This is a genomic window from Xanthobacter sp. DMC47, assembly GCF_056313845.1.
This window is the reverse complement of sequence record NZ_JBQUZM010000001.1, coordinates 1,544,575-1,560,791: the sequence shown is the minus strand read 5'-3', so window position 1 is coordinate 1,560,791 and position 16,217 is coordinate 1,544,575. Positions and strand designations below refer to the sequence as shown.

The following is a 16,217-nucleotide window of genomic DNA, read 5'->3' as shown; positions in this document are numbered from 1 at the left end:
ATTGCCGGCCCGGCCTCGGCGCGGCCTGATCGTCATCAAAGCGCCGCGAGAAGCGGTAAAAGCTGAGGCAGCAAGAGCTTGAGCGTAAGGTTTGACGCTGGACCCGTTCCGGGCCTGCGTCAGCCGTGTGTTCCAATCGCGGGCGCCTCCGCGCCCTGAAGAGATCGGCCGATGGTCAACGTGCCCGCCAATTCGCCCCGTATCCACCCCCAGACCGTGGGTGGCGCGCCCGTCGCCGCACCGGGGCCTGCCCCCGCGCCCGCCGTGCCCGCACAGGGTGCGCCGGCCTCTGCCGCCGATCTGGCGCGCGCCGCCATGGACTTCTCCAAGCTGCCGGAGGCCGGGCGCCTGTTCGCGCAGGCGTGGGCGCGGATGGCCTTCCACGACGAGGAGGATTTCGAGCACGGGCCGGGGCCGGAAGCCCTGCGCGCGGTGGACCGCGCCGCCGCCGCGCTCTCCGCCCGCGCCACCTCGGGCCTGTCGCCCATCGCGCTCAGCCTGTCCGTGATGGACTGGTGGATGCACCTTGCCGCCGCGCCCGGCAAGCAGGCGGAGCTTGCGCTGAAGGCGTGGCGCAAGTCCGCGCGGCTCGGCGCCTACACGGTGGCCTCCAGCTTCGACCGCAGCTTTCCCAACTGCATCCAGCCCCTGCCGGGGGACGAGCGGTTCAGTGCCCCGGCGTGGCAGGACTGGCCGTTCCGCTTCTGGTACCAGGCCTTTTTGCTGAACCAGCAATGGTGGCACAACGCCACCCACGGCGTGCCCGGCGTTGCGCCCCACAACGAGGCGGTGGTGGCCTTCGCCGCCCGCCAGATGCTGGATGTCTTCTCACCGTCCAACTCGCCCTTCACCAATCCGGAAGTGCTGCGGCGGGCGCGGGAGACGGGCGGGCTCAATTTCGTGCAGGGCGCGCGGAATTTCATGGAGGATGCGGCGCGCAAGGCCTCCGGCCAGCCGCCGGTGGGCGCCGAGGCGTTCGAGGCCGGCCGCAATGTGGCGGTGACGCCCGGCGAGGTGATCTTCCGCAACCATCTCGTGGAGCTGATCCAGTATCGCGCGACCACCGCGACGGTCGCCGCCGAGCCGGTGCTGATCGTGCCGGCGTGGATCATGAAGTATTACATCCTCGACCTTTCGCCCGAGAATTCGCTGATCCGTTATCTCGTATCCAAGGGCCACACGGTGTTCTGCCTCTCCTGGCGCAACGTGACGGCGGAGGACCGCGACCTCGGCTTCGACGACTATCGCCGCGAGGGCGTTATGGCCGCGCTGGAGGCCATCAACGCGGTGGTGCCGGGGGAGAAGGTCCACGGCGTGGGCTATTGCCTCGGCGGCACGCTGCTTTCCATCACCGCCGCCGCCATGGCCCGCGCCGACGACGACCGCCTCGCCTCGGTGACGCTGTTTGCGGCGCAGACGGACTTCTCCGAGGCCGGCGAGCTGCAATTGTTCGTCGATCCCGGCGAGCTTTACACGCTCGAAAGCATGATGTGGGACCAGGGCGTCCTCTCGTCCGGGCAGATGGCTGGCGCGTTCGAGATGCTGCGCTCCAACGATCTCGTCTGGTCGCGCCTCGTCCACGAATACCTGATGGGCGAGCGCGCGCCCATGAGCGACCTTATGGCCTGGAACGCCGACGCCACCCGCATGCCCTACCGCATGCACTCCCAGTATCTGCGCCAGCTCTTCCTCGACAACGACCTCGCCGCCGGCCGCTACAAGGTGGACGGTCGCCCCGTCTCGCTGCAGGACATCGGCGTGCCCCTGTTCGTGGTGGGCACGGAGCGCGACCACGTCGCCCCGTGGCGCTCGGTCTACAAGATCCACCAATTGACCGACACGGACGTGACCTTCGTTTTGACCTCCGGCGGGCACAATGCCGGCATCGTCAGCGAGCCGGGGCACAAGCACCGGCATTTCCGCCTGCACGAGACCCGCCACGGCGACCACCATCTCGGGCCCGACCAGTGGGTGGAGGCGACGCCGGTGGAGGAGGGCTCGTGGTGGCCGGCGTGGGAGGCGTGGCTCTCCGCCCGCTCTGCTCCGGGCCGCGGCCTGCCGCCTCTGGGCGCGCCCGGCTATCCGGTGCTTTGCCCCGCGCCCGGCACCTATGTGATGCAGCGGTAAGGAATTTCACGAGACGCATGTTCTTGACGCGAACCGGATTCACTTCGCGTCAAAATGCTTTAAGGCACCAGCACCGCCGCCCCTTCGAGCCGCCCGCCGCGCAGGTCATCCAGCGCGCGGTTGGCGTCGGCGAGGGGATAGGGCGTGACGTGGGTGGAAATGCTGGCCTCGGGCGCCAGCGCGAGGAATTCGCGGGCGTCGGCGCGGGTGAGGTTGGCGACGGAGAGGATCTTCCGCTCCTCCCACAGCCAGCGATAGGGAAAGGCGGGGATGTCGCTCATGTGGATGCCGCCGCACACCACGCGCCCGCCCTTGCGCACGGCCTTCAGCGCCTGCGGCACCAGCTCGCCCGCCGGGGCGAAGATGAGGGCGGCGTCCAGCGGCTCCGGTGCCGGGGCATCAGAGCCGCCGGCATAGACGGCACCGAGCGCGTGGGCAAAATCCTGCGCCCGCGTGTCGCCGGGCCGGGTGAAGGCGTAGATTTCCTGCCCCTGCCAGCGCGCCACCTGGGCGATGATGTGGGCGGCGGCGCCGAAGCCATAGAGGCCGATGCGCTTGCCCTCGCCCGCCATCTTCAGCGTGCGCCACCCGATGAGCCCGGCACAGAGCAAAGGGGCCAGCGCGATGTCCTCGCCCTCTTCGCCGAGGGGGTAGACGAAGCGGGCATCGGCCACCGTATGGCTGGCGAAGCCGCCGTCGCGGGTGCAGCCGGTAAAGACCGGCGTGTCGCAGAGATTTTCCGCGCCCTCCTCGCAATAGGAGCAGCAGCCGCAGGCCCGGCCGAGCCAGCCGACGCCCACCCGCTCCCCGATCGTGAGATGGGACACCCCGGCACCCAGCGCCGCGACGCGCCCGACGATCTCATGACCGGGGATGATGGGTAGAATTGTCTGCGGCAGCTCGCCGTCCACCACGTGCAAATCGGTGCGGCAGACGCCGCAGGCGCCGACCGTGATGAGCACCTCCCCCGGCCCCGGCACGGGATCGGGCCGCTCCTCGGCGACGAGGGGACCGCCGATCTGTTTCAGCACCATGGCGCGCATGAGGGCCTCCCAGGATGAGGAAGCCTCTCACGCCGGGCCGCGACGGGCCATGATTTCCCGCAACGCGAACAGCCGGAAATCACGACGGTGCCATTCATCAAAAGGCTTCTTCCTCTCTTCTGGAACCGATGGTCTCATTTCGCCATGTCTTGATCTGTCCGCTGCGAGAAAATCTCCTTGGCCGCGAACAGGCCGTTGAGCGCTGCCGGAAAGCCCGCATAAACCGCCATCTGCATGATGACTTCGGTGATTTCCTCGCGGGAAAGACCGACATTCAAACCGGCCTCGATATGGACCTTCAGTTGCGGTGCGCAGTTGCCCAGCGCCGTCATCGCAGCAATGGCAGCAATTTCCCGCGCCTTAAGGCCGAGACCCGGACGGCTGTAGATATCACCGAAGGAAAATTCGAGGATGTAGGTGGCGAAGTCGGGAGCAACGTCGGCTAGCGCGGCGATGACCTTGGCCCCGGCCTCTCCGTCGATTTCAGCGAGCGCGCGCTGTCCGCGTTCCAACCGGCTTTCGCCGGCGCTCTGGAAGTGTTGGGTCATCGTCCGTCGTCCTCTGTTGTTCGCCGGCATATCCGGCGATCTTGGTGTCGAGGACGAGAAGACAGGCTTCGAGTTCGGCCAGATGGGCACGAACCCGCTCGCGATGCTGTTTTAGCAGGTCGTGGCGTTCGGCTTCCGTGCCGGGGCCGCGCTCCCGCAAGGCTGCATAGCGCAACATGTCACGGATCGGCATCCCGGTCGTTTTCAAACGCCCGAGAAACTCGATCCAGGTCAGGATGGATGCGTCATAGTCCCGTTGGCTCGATCGATCCCGGTCGGCATAGGGAAGCAGCCCGATCCGTTCGTAATAGCGGATCGTATGGGCCGAAAGTCCCGAGCGTTTGGCCAGTTCACCGATCTTCATGAGCACCTGTTTCGTCACGACGCAGAGGAAGCTACGGGTTAGAGTGCGCTCTAAGTCAAGCGCGTCTTCGACTAGCTGCCGCCGATGAAAATGCCGGCCGCCAGCACCAGCGCACCGCCCAGCACCACCTGGAAGACCGAGCGCCAGAACGGCGTTTCCATGTAGCGGTTCTGGATGAAGGCGATGGCCCACAATTCCACGAACACCACGATGATGGCGATGGCCGTCGCGGTCCAGAATTCCGGGATGATGTAGGGCAGGGCATGGCCGAGGCCGCCGACCGCCGTCATGATGCCGGAGGCAAGGCCGCGCTTCACCGGCGAGCCGCGGCCGGAGATGACGCCGTCGTCGTGCAGGGCCTCGGTGAAGCCCATGGAGATGCCTGCGCCCACCGCCGCGGCGAGGCCGACGAGCAGGGTGGTGTGGGAATCCTGCGTGGCGAAGGCTGTGGCGAAGATGGGGGCCAGCGTCGAGACCGAGCCGTCCATCAGGCCGGCGAGGCCCGGCTGCACGAAGGTGAGAAGGAACTGCCGGCGGGCCTTCTCGTCCTCTTCCTTCTTCTTGTCGGCGGGCAGATAGCGGTCGGCGAGGTTGCCGGCGATCTCCTCGTGCTGCAGCTCGGTCTGGTAGAGGCTTTCCAGCAGCTTGCGGGTGTCGGGATCGGACGTCTTCTTCTGCGCCTTCAGATAGAAGGTGGCGGCCTCGTCCTCCATCCGCCCCACCTCGGAGCGGATGCGGTCGATGCCGAGATTGACCACGGCCCAGACCGGCCGGCGGCCATAATAGCCGGCGATGCTCTCGCGGCGGATCAGCGGCACGGTGCCGCCGTAGCGCCGCTCATATTCCCGGGTGAGGCTCGTCTGGTGGCCGCGCTCCTGCGCCGCCATGCTCTCGAACACCTTGGCCGTGTCGGGATACTCGCCGCGCAGCGCGTCCGCATATTCCATGTAGATGCGCGCGTCGTCCTCCTCGGAGGAGATGGCGAGGGCGAGGATTTCCCGCTCCGAAAGGTCTGCGAACCGGCGGCGGCCGGAGAGGAACGACAACATGCCGGGTGACTCCTGTTTAGAACTCTTCTAACAATCTGATCTGCGCGCGACAACAGCGACGTCAGTGCGACCAAATCGCCGCACGGGGGAGAGATGCCGGAGCCGGGACATATCCAGAGCGAGGCTGCCACCGGGCGCAGCCGCACCCTCCTGCTCGCCGCCGCCGTGGTGCCGTTGGCTGTGGGGCTGCTGCTGCAGCTTGCGGGGATGAAGGCCGCCGCCTCGACCGCCTTCGCGGTCGGCACGGTGCCGGTGCTTGCGGTGCTGCTCGTCGATATCGCCCGCTCCCTGCGCGCGGGCCGGTTCGGGCTCGACGTGCTGGCCGCGCTCTCCATGGCGACGGCCTTGGCCTTCGGCGAGCCGCTGGCCGGCAACGTGGTTGCGCTCATGTATGCGGGCGGCCAGCAACTGGAGCGGTTCGCGGAGGGCCGCGCGCGGCGGGAGATGACCGCGCTTGTGGCCCGCGCTCCGCGTGACGCGGTGCTGCATCGCGACGGCGGGCTGGTGGTGGTGCCGGTGGTGGACCTCGTGGCCGGCGACCGCGTGCTGGTGCGCTCGGGCGACACCGTGCCCGCGGACGGCGCGGTGATCGGCGGGCCGGCGGTGCTGGACCTGTCCTCCCTGAACGGCGAGACGCGGCCGGCGCGGCTTGAGGACGGCGAGGAGGCACCCTCCGGCGCAGTCAACGCAGGCGATGCCTTCGATCTCGCCATCCTGCGGCCGGCGGCGGACAGCACCTATGCGGGCATCGTTCGCCTCGTGGAGGAGGCGGCATCGAGCCGGGCGCCCATGGTGCGCCTCGCCGACCGTTATGCTTTTGCCTTCCTCCTCGTTTCCCTCGCCCTCGCCATCGGCGCGGCGATCCTCGCGCATGATCCGCGCCGGGCGCTGGCGGTGCTGGTGGTGGCGACGCCCTGTCCGCTCATCCTCGCCGTGCCGGTGGCCCTCATGGCCGGCCTGTCGCGGGCGGCGAAGCGCGGCGTGCTGGTGAAGAGCGGCGGCGCGCTGGAGAAGTTGGCGCGCGTCCGCGCCCTGGTGGTGGACAAGACCGGCACCCTAACCCACGGCCGTGCCGAGCTGGAGGAAGTGCGCACCGCGCCGGACTTCGAGCCCGAGGAGGTGCTGCGCCTCGCCGCTTCGCTGGATCAGGCGTCGAGCCATGTGGTGGCGCGGGCGCTGGTCCACGCCGCGCAGGAGCGGGGCCTCGCCCTCTCGCCGCCTCGCGCAGTGAAGGAAGACGGTGGCGCGGGACTGGAAGGATGGGTGGATGGCCGCACGGTCGCGGTGGGGGGCACGGCCTATGTCGCCGCCCGCGCCAGCGGCGACTGGAGCGAACTGCGCGCGCAGCTTCCCCCCGCGAGCGCCGTGGTGGCGGTGGCCGTGGATGGCCGCCCGGCGGGGTTGCTGTTGTTCGCCGATCCGGTGCGCGACGATGCCGCCGACATGATCGCCGCGCTGCGCCGCAGTGGCGTTCTGCACGTGGCGCTGGCCTCCGGCGACCGGGCCGAGGCGGTGGATGCGGTGGGCCGCGACCTCGGCCTCGACGCCTGGACCGGTGAACTGAAGCCGGAAGGCAAGATCGCCCACATCGCGCTGTCGCGCGAGACCGCCAACGGCGGCGCGGTGATGATGGTGGGCGACGGCGTGAACGACGCGCCGGCCCTCGCCGCCGCGGACATCGGCGTCGCACTCGGCGCGCGGGGTGCGGCTGCTTCCGCCGAGGTGGCCGATGCGGTGCTGCTGGTGGACCGGCTCGACCGCCTCGCCGAGGCCATGGCCATCGCCCGCCGCTCCCTCGCCATCGCGCGGCAGAGCGTGCGCTGGGGCATCGGTCTGTCGCTGGCGGGAATGGTCGTGGCTGCCTTGGGCTATCTCCAGCCGGTGCAGGGGGCGCTCCTGCAGGAGGCCATCGACGTGGTGGTCATCCTCAACGCCCTGCGGGTGCTCATTCCCGGGCCCGGGGAGGGAGCCGAGTCCTAGGCGGCCGCTTGGGCCTGCCGGCGGCGCCAGAATTGCGCGTCGGGCCAGCGTGTCTCGCCGGCATAGAAGGCTGCGCGCAGCCGCACGCCGGCGGTGAAGCGGGCGAACACGCGATCCTGATAAGCTCTGAACGCGCCGGCGTCCCCCGCCTGCGCCCCGGCGATGGCGTCGGCGGCGGCGAGGCCGTCCTCCAGTGCGCGGGTGAGGCCCTGCGAGAGCAAAGGATCAAGGCAGGCGGCGGCATCGCCCACGGCGAGCCATCCGGGGCCGGCGACGGCGCTCAATATGGCGGTGGGGGCGATGGCGATGCGTGGGGCGCCCCCATCCAGCGGCCGGCCGCGCATGAGCTTGGGACCGACGAGGCGCGTGCCAACCAGGGCATCGCGGAAGGCGGCGCCATCGGGGAAGCGCGCACCCACTTCGGTGGCGACGCCCACCACCACCTGCCCGCAGGGGATGCGGCTCGCGTACCACCAGCCCTCGGGGGCGGCTTCGAGGAAGGTGCGGGCGGGCATCGCCTCCGGCTCCGCGAGGGTGAGGAGGCTCCAGTGAAAGGCGATGGCATCGACGGAATTGCGCGCTACCTTCAGGCTGCGCAGCGCTGCCCCGCGCACGCCGCTCGCATCCACAACGAGGCCGGCCGTGACCTCGAATGGCCCGTCCGCGCCCTCGAAGCCGAGGTAGTGGCCCGTCTCCTCCGGCGCCATCATCCGCAGCCGGCCCGCGTGGAGGGCCACGCCGCATGCCTGCGCCTGCGCCCTCAGATCCGCATCGAAGCCGGCGCGGTCGAGATGCCAGCCGCCGCCGAAGGGATTGGCGAAGCCGTCGTTGTGGTGAGGCTCGGCCTTGCCCCACATGGCGGTCGAGCCCAGCGACGGCAGATGCCCGCGCGCAGTGAAGCGCTCCACGACACCGAGGCGGGAGAGCAGCGGCAGCGCGGCGCCGGGGATGGTCTCGCCGATGCGGGGGCTATCCCCTGCGCCAGCCTCGAACAGCGCCACATGGCCGATGCCGTGCCGCGCCAGCGCGATGGCCGTGGCGCAGCCGGCGGGGCCGGCGCCGATGATGGCGATGCCCACCCGCTCCGGCGCAGCGCTCACGGGGCGGGCGGAGTGTTGAAGGTGGGCCAGGGGGCGACCATCTGGCTCGTGTCGTTCTCGAAGAAGCAGGCGACTTCGAGGAACGGGTCCTCGGGCGCGGCGGGCCGGGCATCCGGATTGATCCGGCTCGCCTGCACCACGAAGCCCACCTTCTGCCAGTTGACGAGGAAGTCCGCCGCCTTCTGGAAGCGTCCGGCGTTGGCCGGATAGATCGTGGTCGTCCCCGCGCCGCGCACTGCGAACAGCTGGCGTCCCGGCGTCCAGCCGGTGGCGGGATCGAACCGCGCCAGCGCCTGCGGATAGACTACCACCGGCCGCTCAGCGGGCCAGGACCAGTAGAGCGTCTGGTCGGTGTTGGACGGGCTCTCCGGCGGATGGGAGGCGCAGTGGTTGTAGTCCGTGTGCCAGGGCGCGGCCATGAACTTGGAGAAGTCGCCCGGCTCCAGCGGGAACGGGCGCAGCGGGATGTAGCCCACCGTCAGGAACGCCCGGTCGGCCCGGGCCTTCGAGTAATCGAGCGGCGCGGCATTGATGCGGAATGGTCCGCCGGGCGTGCGCGCCCAGTCCTGCACGAAGAGGTTCGGGTCGCGCACCGGATAGGACACCTCGATGCCGGGGCTGAAGCGCCCGCCGAGGCAATTGGCCAGCGCCACCCGGTCCATCTCCTCGCCGGCGCCGAGCCTGAGGCGGCGCTGGGGCGTGAACACGCCCTTATGCCACTGCCGCAGCAGGTAATATTGCGTGGGTGTGAGGGTGAGAAACGGCCGGTCCGTATCGCCCAGCGCCAGCGGCATCATGGGGGTGCCCTGGAGGAGGCTCTTAGGGTTGTCCGGATTGCGGATGAGGGCGTCGAAGTCGGGGATCTTGTCGGTGGGCCGGTCGGCCGGGGTGATGGCGCCGATGCGGTTGTGGGCGGCAATGGCGGGCGCCGGCAGATTGGTGTTCCAGCGCTGGAGCATCACCGCGTGGAACAGGGGACGAGCGTCGTCCGTGAAGGAGGCGGCGAAGCCGGGGCTGAAGGCGCCGCCCGCATAGAGCGCAGGCTCCAGCGCCAATTGGCGGACGAAGGTGTCGTAGACCTCGTCCCAGGCGGTGACGACGTTGCGGGTCTGCGGCGCGAAGCCGGGATCGCCGCACATCGCCCAAGCCGGGGCGGCCGTGAGCGTCGAGCCGTCCTCGAACACGATGCGGGCGGAGACCGGGCCGTCACCGATGTCGTCGAACCAGTTGGTGTTCTCCGCCCCGCTGCGCTCGTTCACGTTCGGCTTGCCCTCGGGCGACATGATGCCCACCGTCGCGCCGAAGCCTCCGGCGAGGATGAGCCGGCCCGTCCCGGCCTCCACCCGCATGTCGCCGAGGCTGGTCAGCGGATCGGCCGGGACGTGCAGGGTGAAATGATCCTGCGGGAAGCTCACCGGATAGTCCGGCAGCGCCCGCACCGCCCCGCCGTCACCGAGGCAGCTCGCCGGCGTGCCGTGGGCGAACGCGGCGACGCGGCCCTGATCGGCACGGGCGGAGAGGGCGCGCGGGCCGGGGTCGATGACGAGGCGCCGGAGGCGGTCGGGGCTGTCGAGGGGGCCGTCCTGCGGGCGGCGGATGGGCATCAGCCGGCCGTCGGCGAAGCCGGCGAGAGCGGGGAAGTGGCCGGGCGCATCCTCCATGGAGAAGCAGTTGAGCTTCTTGTTGGCGACGTGCGCCTGCCACACGATGTCGGCGACCCTCTTGCCGCCGATGACCGCGCCGAGCGTGATCTCGGTGCTCTCGCCGGTGGGCCAGCCGGTGCCGGTGTAGGCATAGATGCGAAAGCGCACGGCCTGCCGCTTCAGCCGGCCCTGTCCGTCGCGAAAGCCGTCTGCGGTGAGGGGGTGGCCGGTGGCGGCATCGAGGGGCAGGCCGCCCCACAGGCCTTCGCCGGAGGCGGGCAGGTCGCCGGCCGCGGTCTCGGGGGCGAGGTAATAGTCCGGGCTGTTGCCGACGCGGGCAATGCCGATGGCGGGGTGGATGCGCAGGGAGGGCATGGCCGCGTCCGCCTGCGCCGGCAGGGCCGCCGTGGCCGCGAGCAGGGTCGAGCCCGCGGCGCCTTTCAGAAGCTCACGACGATCCATGATTCCGCCCCCCGTATCCGGGACGGAGTGTGTCCGAGCCGATGCCGGGGGCAAGCGCAAAAAGCGCCTGTCCCCGGCGACCGCGATCTTACTCGGAGATCTTGCGGGCGCGGCTGCCCAGCGTGCGCAGGCGCAGAGCGTTGAGCTTGATGAAGCCGGCGGCGTCGCGGTGGTCGTAGGCGACGGCGCCTTCCTCGAACGTGACCAGCTCCTGATTGTAGAGCGAGTAGGGGCTCTTGCGGCCGACCACGGTGGCGTTGCCCTTGTAGAGCTTCACCGTCACCTCGCCGGTCACATAGGCCTGCGAATGGTCGATGGCGGCCTGCAGCATCTCCCGCTCGGGCGAGAACCAGAAGCCGTTGTAGATCAGCTCCGCGTAGCGGGGCATCAGCTCGTCCTTGAGGTGCGCCGCGCCGCGGTCGAGGGTGATGCTCTCGATGCCGCGATGGGCGGCCAAAAGGATGGTGCCACCGGGGGTCTCGTAGATGCCGCGGCTCTTCATGCCGACGAAGCGGTTCTCCACGAGGTCGAGGCGGCCGATGCCGTTGGCCTTGCCCAGCTCGTTGAGCCTGGTGAGCAGGGTCGCGGGGGACAGCGCCTCGCCATTGATGGCCACCGCGTCGCCCTTGTCGAAGGCGATGGTGATGAGCGTGGCCTCGTCGGGCGCCTCCTCGGGCGAGATGGTGCGCTGGTAGACGTATTCCGGCGCGTCGTCGGCCGGGTCTTCCAGCACCTTGCCCTCGGAGGAGGAGTGCAGCAGGTTCGCGTCCACCGAGAAGGGCGCCTCGCCGCGCTTGTCCTTGGCGATCGGGATCTGGTGCGCCTCGGCGAACTCCAAGAGGCGGGTGCGGGAGGTCAGGTCCCACTCGCGCCAGGGGGCGATGACGGTGATATCAGGCTCGAGGGCGTAATAGCCGAGCTCGAAGCGCACCTGGTCGTTGCCCTTGCCGGTGGCGCCGTGGGCGACCGCATCGGCGCCCATCTTGCGGGCGATCTCGATCTGCTTCTTGGCGATCAGCGGGCGGGCGATGGAGGTGCCGAGCAGGTACAGCCCCTCATAGAGCGCGTTGGCGCGGAACATGGGGAACACGTAGTCCCGCACGAATTCCTCGCGCACGTCCTCGATGAAGATGTTCTCGGGCTTGATGCCGAGCAACTCCGCCTTCTTGCGCGCCGGCTCCAGCTCCTCGCCCTGGCCGAGGTCGGCGGTGAAGGTGATCACCTCGCAATTGTAGGTGGTCTGGAGCCACTTCAGGATGACCGAGGTGTCGAGCCCGCCGGAATAGGCCAGCACCACCTTCTTCACGTCACGCGCCATCACGTCTCTCGGATGTTTGGGGAAAATCGGCGCGGACTATAGGCGCGCGCGGCGCTCTGGCAAGCCGTCTCGGTCAAGGATGGGGTCGGGCGCCGCTCAGGCCTTGCCGAGAAGCCGGCGCAGGCCCGCCTGGAAGGCGAGGCCGGCGTTGCCGATGGCGTCTTCGAGGGAGGCATCGCTCGGGCTGCGCGGCCGGTCATAGAGCCAGAGCCGCGTCAGGACGGTCAGCAGGATGACCAGCACGCCGGAAAACACCACATCGGTGAAGAAATGCCCGCCGAAGGCGATGCGCAGGCCCCCCGCCAGCGCGCCGAACGAGACCGCCGCGACCATCGCCGCCGCCCCGGCCGGGCCGGGCACGAGGCTCGCCGGCGCCACCAGCCAGAAGCCCAGCGAGCCTTCGCCGGAGACGAAGGAGCAATTGGTGGGGCAGGTGCCGTCGGTGGCGTACCAGGGGCGGAAGGTGTCCTTGCCGCCGAAGGTGTCCACATGCACCGGGCGCGGCCGGCCCCAATGCTCCTTCAGGATGCCGTTGACCAGGAGCCCCGGCCCCAGCGCCATGGTGACGGCGAGCAGCACCGCCGCCCGCGACGGCATGAACATTTTACCCCGGGGAAAAATGAACTTGAGGAGGATGGCGGCGAAGGCCGGCCCGGCGAAGACCCACGGCAGCCAGTTGGCGAGGGTGCGGATGTTGGCCGCCCAGCCGAGGCCGGCGACGCCGAAATTGCGGCGCGTGGCGTTCCAGAACAGGCTGGAGATGGCCATGTCCCACTCGGGGAACACGGTGAACAGGATCGCCACCGCGGCCCCGATCACCAGCGCGAAGAACAGCACCCACTTCACCGCGTCGCCTGCTCCGATCCGGGATTGATCCAGCCTGTTGATCCAGACCCTTGCACGCGGGGCTTTCCCCGCCGCACTCTTCCGCCGCGATGTACAGGCCGGAGGAGCCTATGGCCAGCGGCACCCTCGATTTCTATTACGAGTTCGCCTCGCCTTATTCCTACCTCGCCGCCTGCCGCATCGCCGCTCTGGCCGAGCTGGCGGATGTGCGGGTGAACTGGAAGCCGTTCCTGCTCGGCCCCATTTTCGCCGCGCAGGGCTACACAAGCTCACCCTTCAACGTCTATCCCCTGAAGGGCGCGCATATGTGGCGGGATCTCGACCGCCTCGCGAGCGCCCAGCGCCTGCCGCCCATCACCAAGCCGGCGACCTTTCCGGCCAACGGCCTTCTGGCGGCGCGGGTGGCCATGCATCTCAACGATGCCTGCCGGCCGTCCTTTACCCGCGCCCTGTTCTCCGCCGAATTCGCGCAGGGCCGCGACATTTCGGACCGGGAGACCGTCCGGCAGGTGCTCGCCGGTCTGGGGCATTTCTGGGACGAGGAGATCGCCGACGCCGAATCCGAGGTGAACAAGGCGCGCCTTCGCGCGCAGACCGAGGAGGCGCAGGCGCGCGGCGTGTTCGGCGCGCCCACCTTCTTCACTGCCGATGGCGAGCTGTTCTGGGGCAACGACCGGCTGGAGATGGCGCTGGAGCACGCGCGAAAGCTCGCCCGACGGGCGTAAGACTTCCCCCGGCGCGGGGGCGCCCTGCGGTCGCAGGTGTGGCAATGCCGCCCGGCTCTGATATATCCGCGTCACACACCAGCGACGAAACCGCGACGAAGGCTTTCCCCATGGCGAATGTCACTGCTTTCCCGGACAAGGCTACGATCGCCGAGCAGACGGCGCGGATGCTGCTCGAGGTCGAGGCGGTGCGCTTTTCCTCCGGCGAGCCCTTCATCTTCACCTCGGGCTGGGCGAGCCCGGTCTATATCGACTGCCGCCGCCTCATCTCCTTCCCGCGCGTGCGCCAGACGCTGGTGGATTTCGGCATCTCCACCATCTACCGCGACATCGGCTACGAGCAGTTCGACACGGTGGCGGGCGGCGAGACGGCGGGCATTCCCTTTGCCGCCTGGGTCGCGGACCGGATGATGCTGCCCATGCAGTATGTGCGCAAGAAGCCCAAGGGCTTCGGCCGCAATGCCCAGATCGAGGGCCACCTCGCCCCCGGCGAGCGGGTGCTCCTCGTCGAGGACCTGACCACCGACGGCAAGAGCAAGGTCAATTTCGTCAACGCCTTGCGTGATGCCGGCGCGGAGTGCCAGCACTGCTTCGTGTTCTTCTTTTACGACATTTTCTCCGAGGCCGCGGGCATTCTGGACGGCGCCGGCCTCAGCCTGCACCGCCTCGCCACCTGGTGGGACGTGCTGGCGCAGGTGAAGAAGATGAACCGCTTCGAATCCGCGCAGGTCGCCGAGATCGAATCGTTCCTGCACGAGCCGCACGCCTGGTCCAAGGCCCACGGCGGCACCGCCACCACCGGCGAGTGACGCCCTAAATGGATCTCTACGCCCTTGTTCGGCCCTTCCTCGGGCTGGTGACCCCTGAGCGGGCGCACGGCTATGCCGTCCGCGCCATGGCGCGGGGCCTCATGCCGGACCTCTCCGGCCATGACGACCCGGTGCTCGCCACCCGCGTGTGGGGTCTCGACTTCCCCAATCCCGTGGGCCTCGCCGCCGGCTTCGACAAGCACTGCGAGGTTGCCGACGGCCTGCTGAAGATGGGCTTCGGCTTTGCCGAGATGGGCACGGTGACGCCCCGCCCGCAGCCCGGCAATCCGCAGCCGCGCCTGTTCCGGCTGGAGGAGGACGAGGCGGTGATCAACCGCTTCGGCTTCAACAGCGAGGGCCTCGCCCCCTTCGTCTACCGGCTGGCCAAGCGCCGGGCGGCGGGCGGCAAGGGCATCCTCGGCGCCAACGTGGGGAAGAACAAGGAGAGCGAGGACACCCTGGAGGATTACGCCGCCGGCGTTTCCGCCACCTGCCGGCTCGCCGATTATATCGTGTGCAACATCTCCTCCCCCAACACGCCGGGCCTGCGCGCCCTGCAGGCCCGGGCGGAGATGGAGGCGCTGCTCGCCCATCTCGTCGACGTGCGCAACGCCTCGGTCCCTGACCTTGCGGAACGTCCGCCGCTGCTGGTGAAGGTGGCGCCCGACCTCGACGACGCCGGCCTCGCCGACGTCGCCGAGGTGGCGCTGGAGACCGGGATCGACGGCATCATCATGGGCAACACCACCTTGTCGCGCCCGCCGAGCCTGCACAGCGCGCACAAGGGTGAGGCCGGCGGCCTCTCCGGCAAGCCGCTGATGACGCTCTCCACAGAGCGGCTGGGCGCGCTCTATCGCCTCGTGGGCGGCCGCCTGCCTCTGGTCGGTTCCGGCGGCATCAGCTCGGGCGCGGACGCCTATGCCAAGATCCGGGCCGGGGCGAGCCTCGTGCAGCTCTATTCGGCGCTGGTGTTCCACGGCCCCGGCCTCGTCGGCCGCATCAAGACCGACCTCGCCGCCCGCCTCAAGGCCGACGGCTTCGCCCATGTGGCGGACGCGGTGGGCGCCGATTTCCGCTGACCGTTGGGCGGCAGCACGCCGCCCTTGACCGCGACGGCTACTCTGTTACCCGTGATGCTCCTTCCTCCTGACGGTAGGGCATCATGGCCGGGCTGGATCGACGCGCCTTCCTCTCGTTCCTTGGCGGGACTCTGTTGGGCGCGGGGGCGCTGGTCCCGCCCTTCCGTCCTGCGCTGGCCCGTCCGGCTGTGTTCCCCCCGGCGGACCGGGAACTGATGGTTCCCGTCAAGGGCGGACGGGTCTATGTCCGCACCAACGGGGTGAGCGGGGATGGCCGCCTGCCGGTTCTGCTCCTCCACGGCGGGCCGGGCGGGATGCATTCCACCTTCCACGACCCGCTGGAACTGGCCGACGAGCGCATGGTGGTGCTCTACGACCAGCTCGACAGCGGCCGCTCCGACCATCCCAACGATCCTGCTAACTGGACGGTCGCCCGCTTCGCCGACGAGATCGACGCCGTGGGCGCGGCGCTGGGGCTGCCGCGCTTTCACGTGCTGGGGCACAGCTGGGGCGCGACGATCGCCCTCGAATGGGCGGCGCGCAAACCCGCGACACGCGCGGGACTGGTGCTGGCCAGCCCCTTCATCTCCGGCAAAAGCTGGATCGCCGACGTCGCCGCCCGCCGCGCGGCGCTCCCGGCCGACGTGCAGAAGGTGATCGACGCGTGCGAAGGCTCTGCCCCGCCGCCGCCGGCCACCTGCGATGCGGCGTCGGGCGCCTTCTATGCCGCCTTCAACCGGCGCGAGCCGCTGCCCGCCATGCGCAAGGCCTACGAGGCGGCGCAGAATCTCAAGCTCAACGAAAAGCTGTATGTGGCCATGAACGGCGCCGGCGAGTTCACCCAGACCGGCACGCTGAAGGATTACGATGGGGAGCCGCTGCTGGCGCGGCTCGACGGGGCGCGGACCTTGTTCATCGTGGGCCAGTATGACGAGACGCGCATCTCCACGGTCGCGGCCTTCGCCGAGCAGGTTCCGGGCGGCGCAGAGTTTGCGGTGATCCCCGGCGCCGCCCACGGCATCTTCAACGACCGTCCCGACGAGTCGGTGGCGGTGGTGCGGGGTTTCCTGCGGCGGCAGGACGAACTGGCGGCACAGGGCGCGAAGCCCTGAGCCACCATTCCG

The 16,217-nt window shown here is 69.5% G+C and carries 14 protein-coding genes; 6 read left to right on the top strand and 8 right to left on the bottom strand.

The window, feature by feature from the left end; genetic code table 11:
- The first annotated feature begins 372 nt into the window (after positions 1-372).
- A complete protein-coding gene (locus ACT54R_RS07205) occupies positions 373-2,127 on the top strand; it encodes a PHA/PHB synthase family protein (protein WP_476326423.1) in 1,755 nt (584 codons plus the stop codon).
- Between the two features lie 59 nt (positions 2,128-2,186).
- On the opposite strand, the gene ACT54R_RS07200 is transcribed toward ACT54R_RS07205, so the two are convergent.
- The 4 genes from ACT54R_RS07200 to mbfA all read right to left on the bottom strand — a co-directional run bounded on the left by ACT54R_RS07200 (position 2,187) and on the right by mbfA (position 5,131).
- Positions 2,187-3,170 carry a zinc-dependent alcohol dehydrogenase family protein gene (locus ACT54R_RS07200; RefSeq protein WP_476324923.1) on the bottom strand — a complete coding sequence of 328 codons (984 nt, stop codon included), beginning with the start codon at positions 3,168-3,170 and terminating at the stop codon, positions 2,187-2,189.
- A 134-nt stretch (positions 3,171-3,304) separates the two neighbouring features.
- Positions 3,305-3,718 carry a carboxymuconolactone decarboxylase family protein gene (locus ACT54R_RS07195; RefSeq protein WP_476324921.1) on the bottom strand — a complete coding sequence of 138 codons (414 nt, stop codon included), beginning with the start codon at positions 3,716-3,718 and terminating at the stop codon, positions 3,305-3,307.
- Positions 3,654-4,082, bottom strand: coding sequence for a MerR family transcriptional regulator (locus ACT54R_RS07190; RefSeq protein WP_476324919.1), 429 nt, complete (start codon positions 4,080-4,082; stop codon positions 3,654-3,656). Before ACT54R_RS07190 ends, ACT54R_RS07195 begins: the two co-directional genes overlap by 65 nt.
- 71 nt (positions 4,083-4,153) lie before the next feature.
- Positions 4,154-5,131, bottom strand: coding sequence for an iron exporter MbfA (gene mbfA / locus ACT54R_RS07185; RefSeq protein WP_476324917.1), 978 nt, complete (start codon positions 5,129-5,131; stop codon positions 4,154-4,156).
- Between the two features lie 93 nt (positions 5,132-5,224).
- Between mbfA and ACT54R_RS07180 the strand changes: the two genes are divergently transcribed.
- Positions 5,225-7,111: a heavy metal translocating P-type ATPase gene (locus tag ACT54R_RS07180; RefSeq protein ID WP_476324915.1), complete on the top strand. Its 1,887-nt coding sequence runs from the start codon at positions 5,225-5,227 to the stop codon at positions 7,109-7,111.
- Here the strand turns inward: ACT54R_RS07180 and ACT54R_RS07175 are convergent.
- From ACT54R_RS07175 to ACT54R_RS07160, 4 genes are all read right to left on the bottom strand, one after another.
- Complete coding sequence (locus tag ACT54R_RS07175) at positions 7,108-8,211, bottom strand: NAD(P)/FAD-dependent oxidoreductase (protein ID WP_476324913.1); 1,104 nt, start codon at positions 8,209-8,211, stop codon at positions 7,108-7,110. The two genes, ACT54R_RS07180 and ACT54R_RS07175, sit on opposite strands and share 4 nt — an antisense overlap.
- A complete protein-coding gene (locus ACT54R_RS07170) occupies positions 8,208-10,316 on the bottom strand; it encodes a LodA/GoxA family CTQ-dependent oxidase (protein WP_476324911.1) in 2,109 nt (702 codons plus the stop codon). Before ACT54R_RS07170 ends, ACT54R_RS07175 begins: the two co-directional genes overlap by 4 nt.
- An 88-nt stretch (positions 10,317-10,404) precedes the next feature.
- Positions 10,405-11,634 carry an argininosuccinate synthase gene (locus tag ACT54R_RS07165; protein WP_476324909.1) on the bottom strand — a complete coding sequence of 410 codons (1,230 nt, stop codon included), beginning with the start codon at positions 11,632-11,634 and terminating at the stop codon, positions 10,405-10,407.
- A 96-nt stretch (positions 11,635-11,730) separates the two neighbouring features.
- On the bottom strand, positions 11,731-12,480 hold the full coding sequence (locus ACT54R_RS07160) for a phosphatase PAP2 family protein (RefSeq protein ID WP_476324907.1): 750 nt from the start codon (positions 12,478-12,480) through the stop codon (positions 11,731-11,733).
- A gap of 110 nt (positions 12,481-12,590) precedes the next feature.
- On the opposite strand from ACT54R_RS07160, the gene ACT54R_RS07155 reads away from it, so the two are divergent.
- The 4 genes from ACT54R_RS07155 to ACT54R_RS07140 all read left to right on the top strand — a co-directional run bounded on the left by ACT54R_RS07155 (position 12,591) and on the right by ACT54R_RS07140 (position 16,205).
- On the top strand, positions 12,591-13,205 hold the full coding sequence (locus ACT54R_RS07155; RefSeq protein WP_476324905.1) for a DsbA family protein: 615 nt from the start codon (positions 12,591-12,593) through the stop codon (positions 13,203-13,205).
- 110 nt (positions 13,206-13,315) lie between these two features.
- The gene (locus ACT54R_RS07150) at positions 13,316-14,014 is read left to right on the top strand and encodes an orotate phosphoribosyltransferase (protein WP_476324903.1); all 699 of its coding nucleotides are present in this window, start codon (positions 13,316-13,318) and stop codon (positions 14,012-14,014) included.
- Positions 14,015-14,022: 8 nt separating this feature from the next.
- Positions 14,023-15,093 (top strand): quinone-dependent dihydroorotate dehydrogenase, encoded by a 1,071-nt coding sequence (locus ACT54R_RS07145; RefSeq protein ID WP_476324901.1) that lies wholly within the window; start codon positions 14,023-14,025, stop codon positions 15,091-15,093.
- A gap of 83 nt (positions 15,094-15,176) precedes the next feature.
- Positions 15,177-16,205 (top strand): alpha/beta fold hydrolase, encoded by a 1,029-nt coding sequence (locus tag ACT54R_RS07140; RefSeq protein ID WP_476324899.1) that lies wholly within the window; start codon positions 15,177-15,179, stop codon positions 16,203-16,205.
- Positions 16,206-16,217: the final 12 nt, after the last annotated feature.

Excerpts from the sequence above, each read along its gene's own strand:
- ACT54R_RS07195 (WP_476324921.1), bottom strand. The coding sequence starts at position 3,718 with ATGACCCAACACTTCCAGAGCGCCGGCGAAAGCCGGTTGGAACGCGGA.
- ACT54R_RS07150 (WP_476324903.1), top strand. The coding sequence starts at position 13,316 with ATGGCGAATGTCACTGCTTTCCCGGACAAGGCTACGATCGCCGAGCAG.
- ACT54R_RS07140 (WP_476324899.1), top strand. The coding sequence starts at position 15,177 with ATGGCCGGGCTGGATCGACGCGCCTTCCTCTCGTTCCTTGGCGGGACT.
- mbfA (WP_476324917.1), bottom strand. The coding sequence starts at position 5,131 with ATGTTGTCGTTCCTCTCCGGCCGCCGCCGGTTCGCAGACCTTTCGGAG.
- ACT54R_RS07155 (WP_476324905.1), top strand. The coding sequence starts at position 12,591 with ATGGCCAGCGGCACCCTCGATTTCTATTACGAGTTCGCCTCGCCTTAT.
- ACT54R_RS07170 (WP_476324911.1), bottom strand. The coding sequence starts at position 10,316 with ATGGATCGTCGTGAGCTTCTGAAAGGCGCCGCGGGCTCGACCCTGCTC.
- ACT54R_RS07180 (WP_476324915.1), top strand. The coding sequence starts at position 5,225 with ATGCCGGAGCCGGGACATATCCAGAGCGAGGCTGCCACCGGGCGCAGC.
- ACT54R_RS07200 (WP_476324923.1), bottom strand. The coding sequence starts at position 3,170 with ATGCGCGCCATGGTGCTGAAACAGATCGGCGGTCCCCTCGTCGCCGAG.
- ACT54R_RS07145 (WP_476324901.1), top strand. The coding sequence starts at position 14,023 with ATGGATCTCTACGCCCTTGTTCGGCCCTTCCTCGGGCTGGTGACCCCT.
- ACT54R_RS07190 (WP_476324919.1), bottom strand. The coding sequence starts at position 4,082 with ATGAAGATCGGTGAACTGGCCAAACGCTCGGGACTTTCGGCCCATACG.
- ACT54R_RS07165 (WP_476324909.1), bottom strand. The coding sequence starts at position 11,634 with ATGGCGCGTGACGTGAAGAAGGTGGTGCTGGCCTATTCCGGCGGGCTC.
- ACT54R_RS07205 (WP_476326423.1), top strand. The coding sequence starts at position 373 with ATGGCCTTCCACGACGAGGAGGATTTCGAGCACGGGCCGGGGCCGGAA.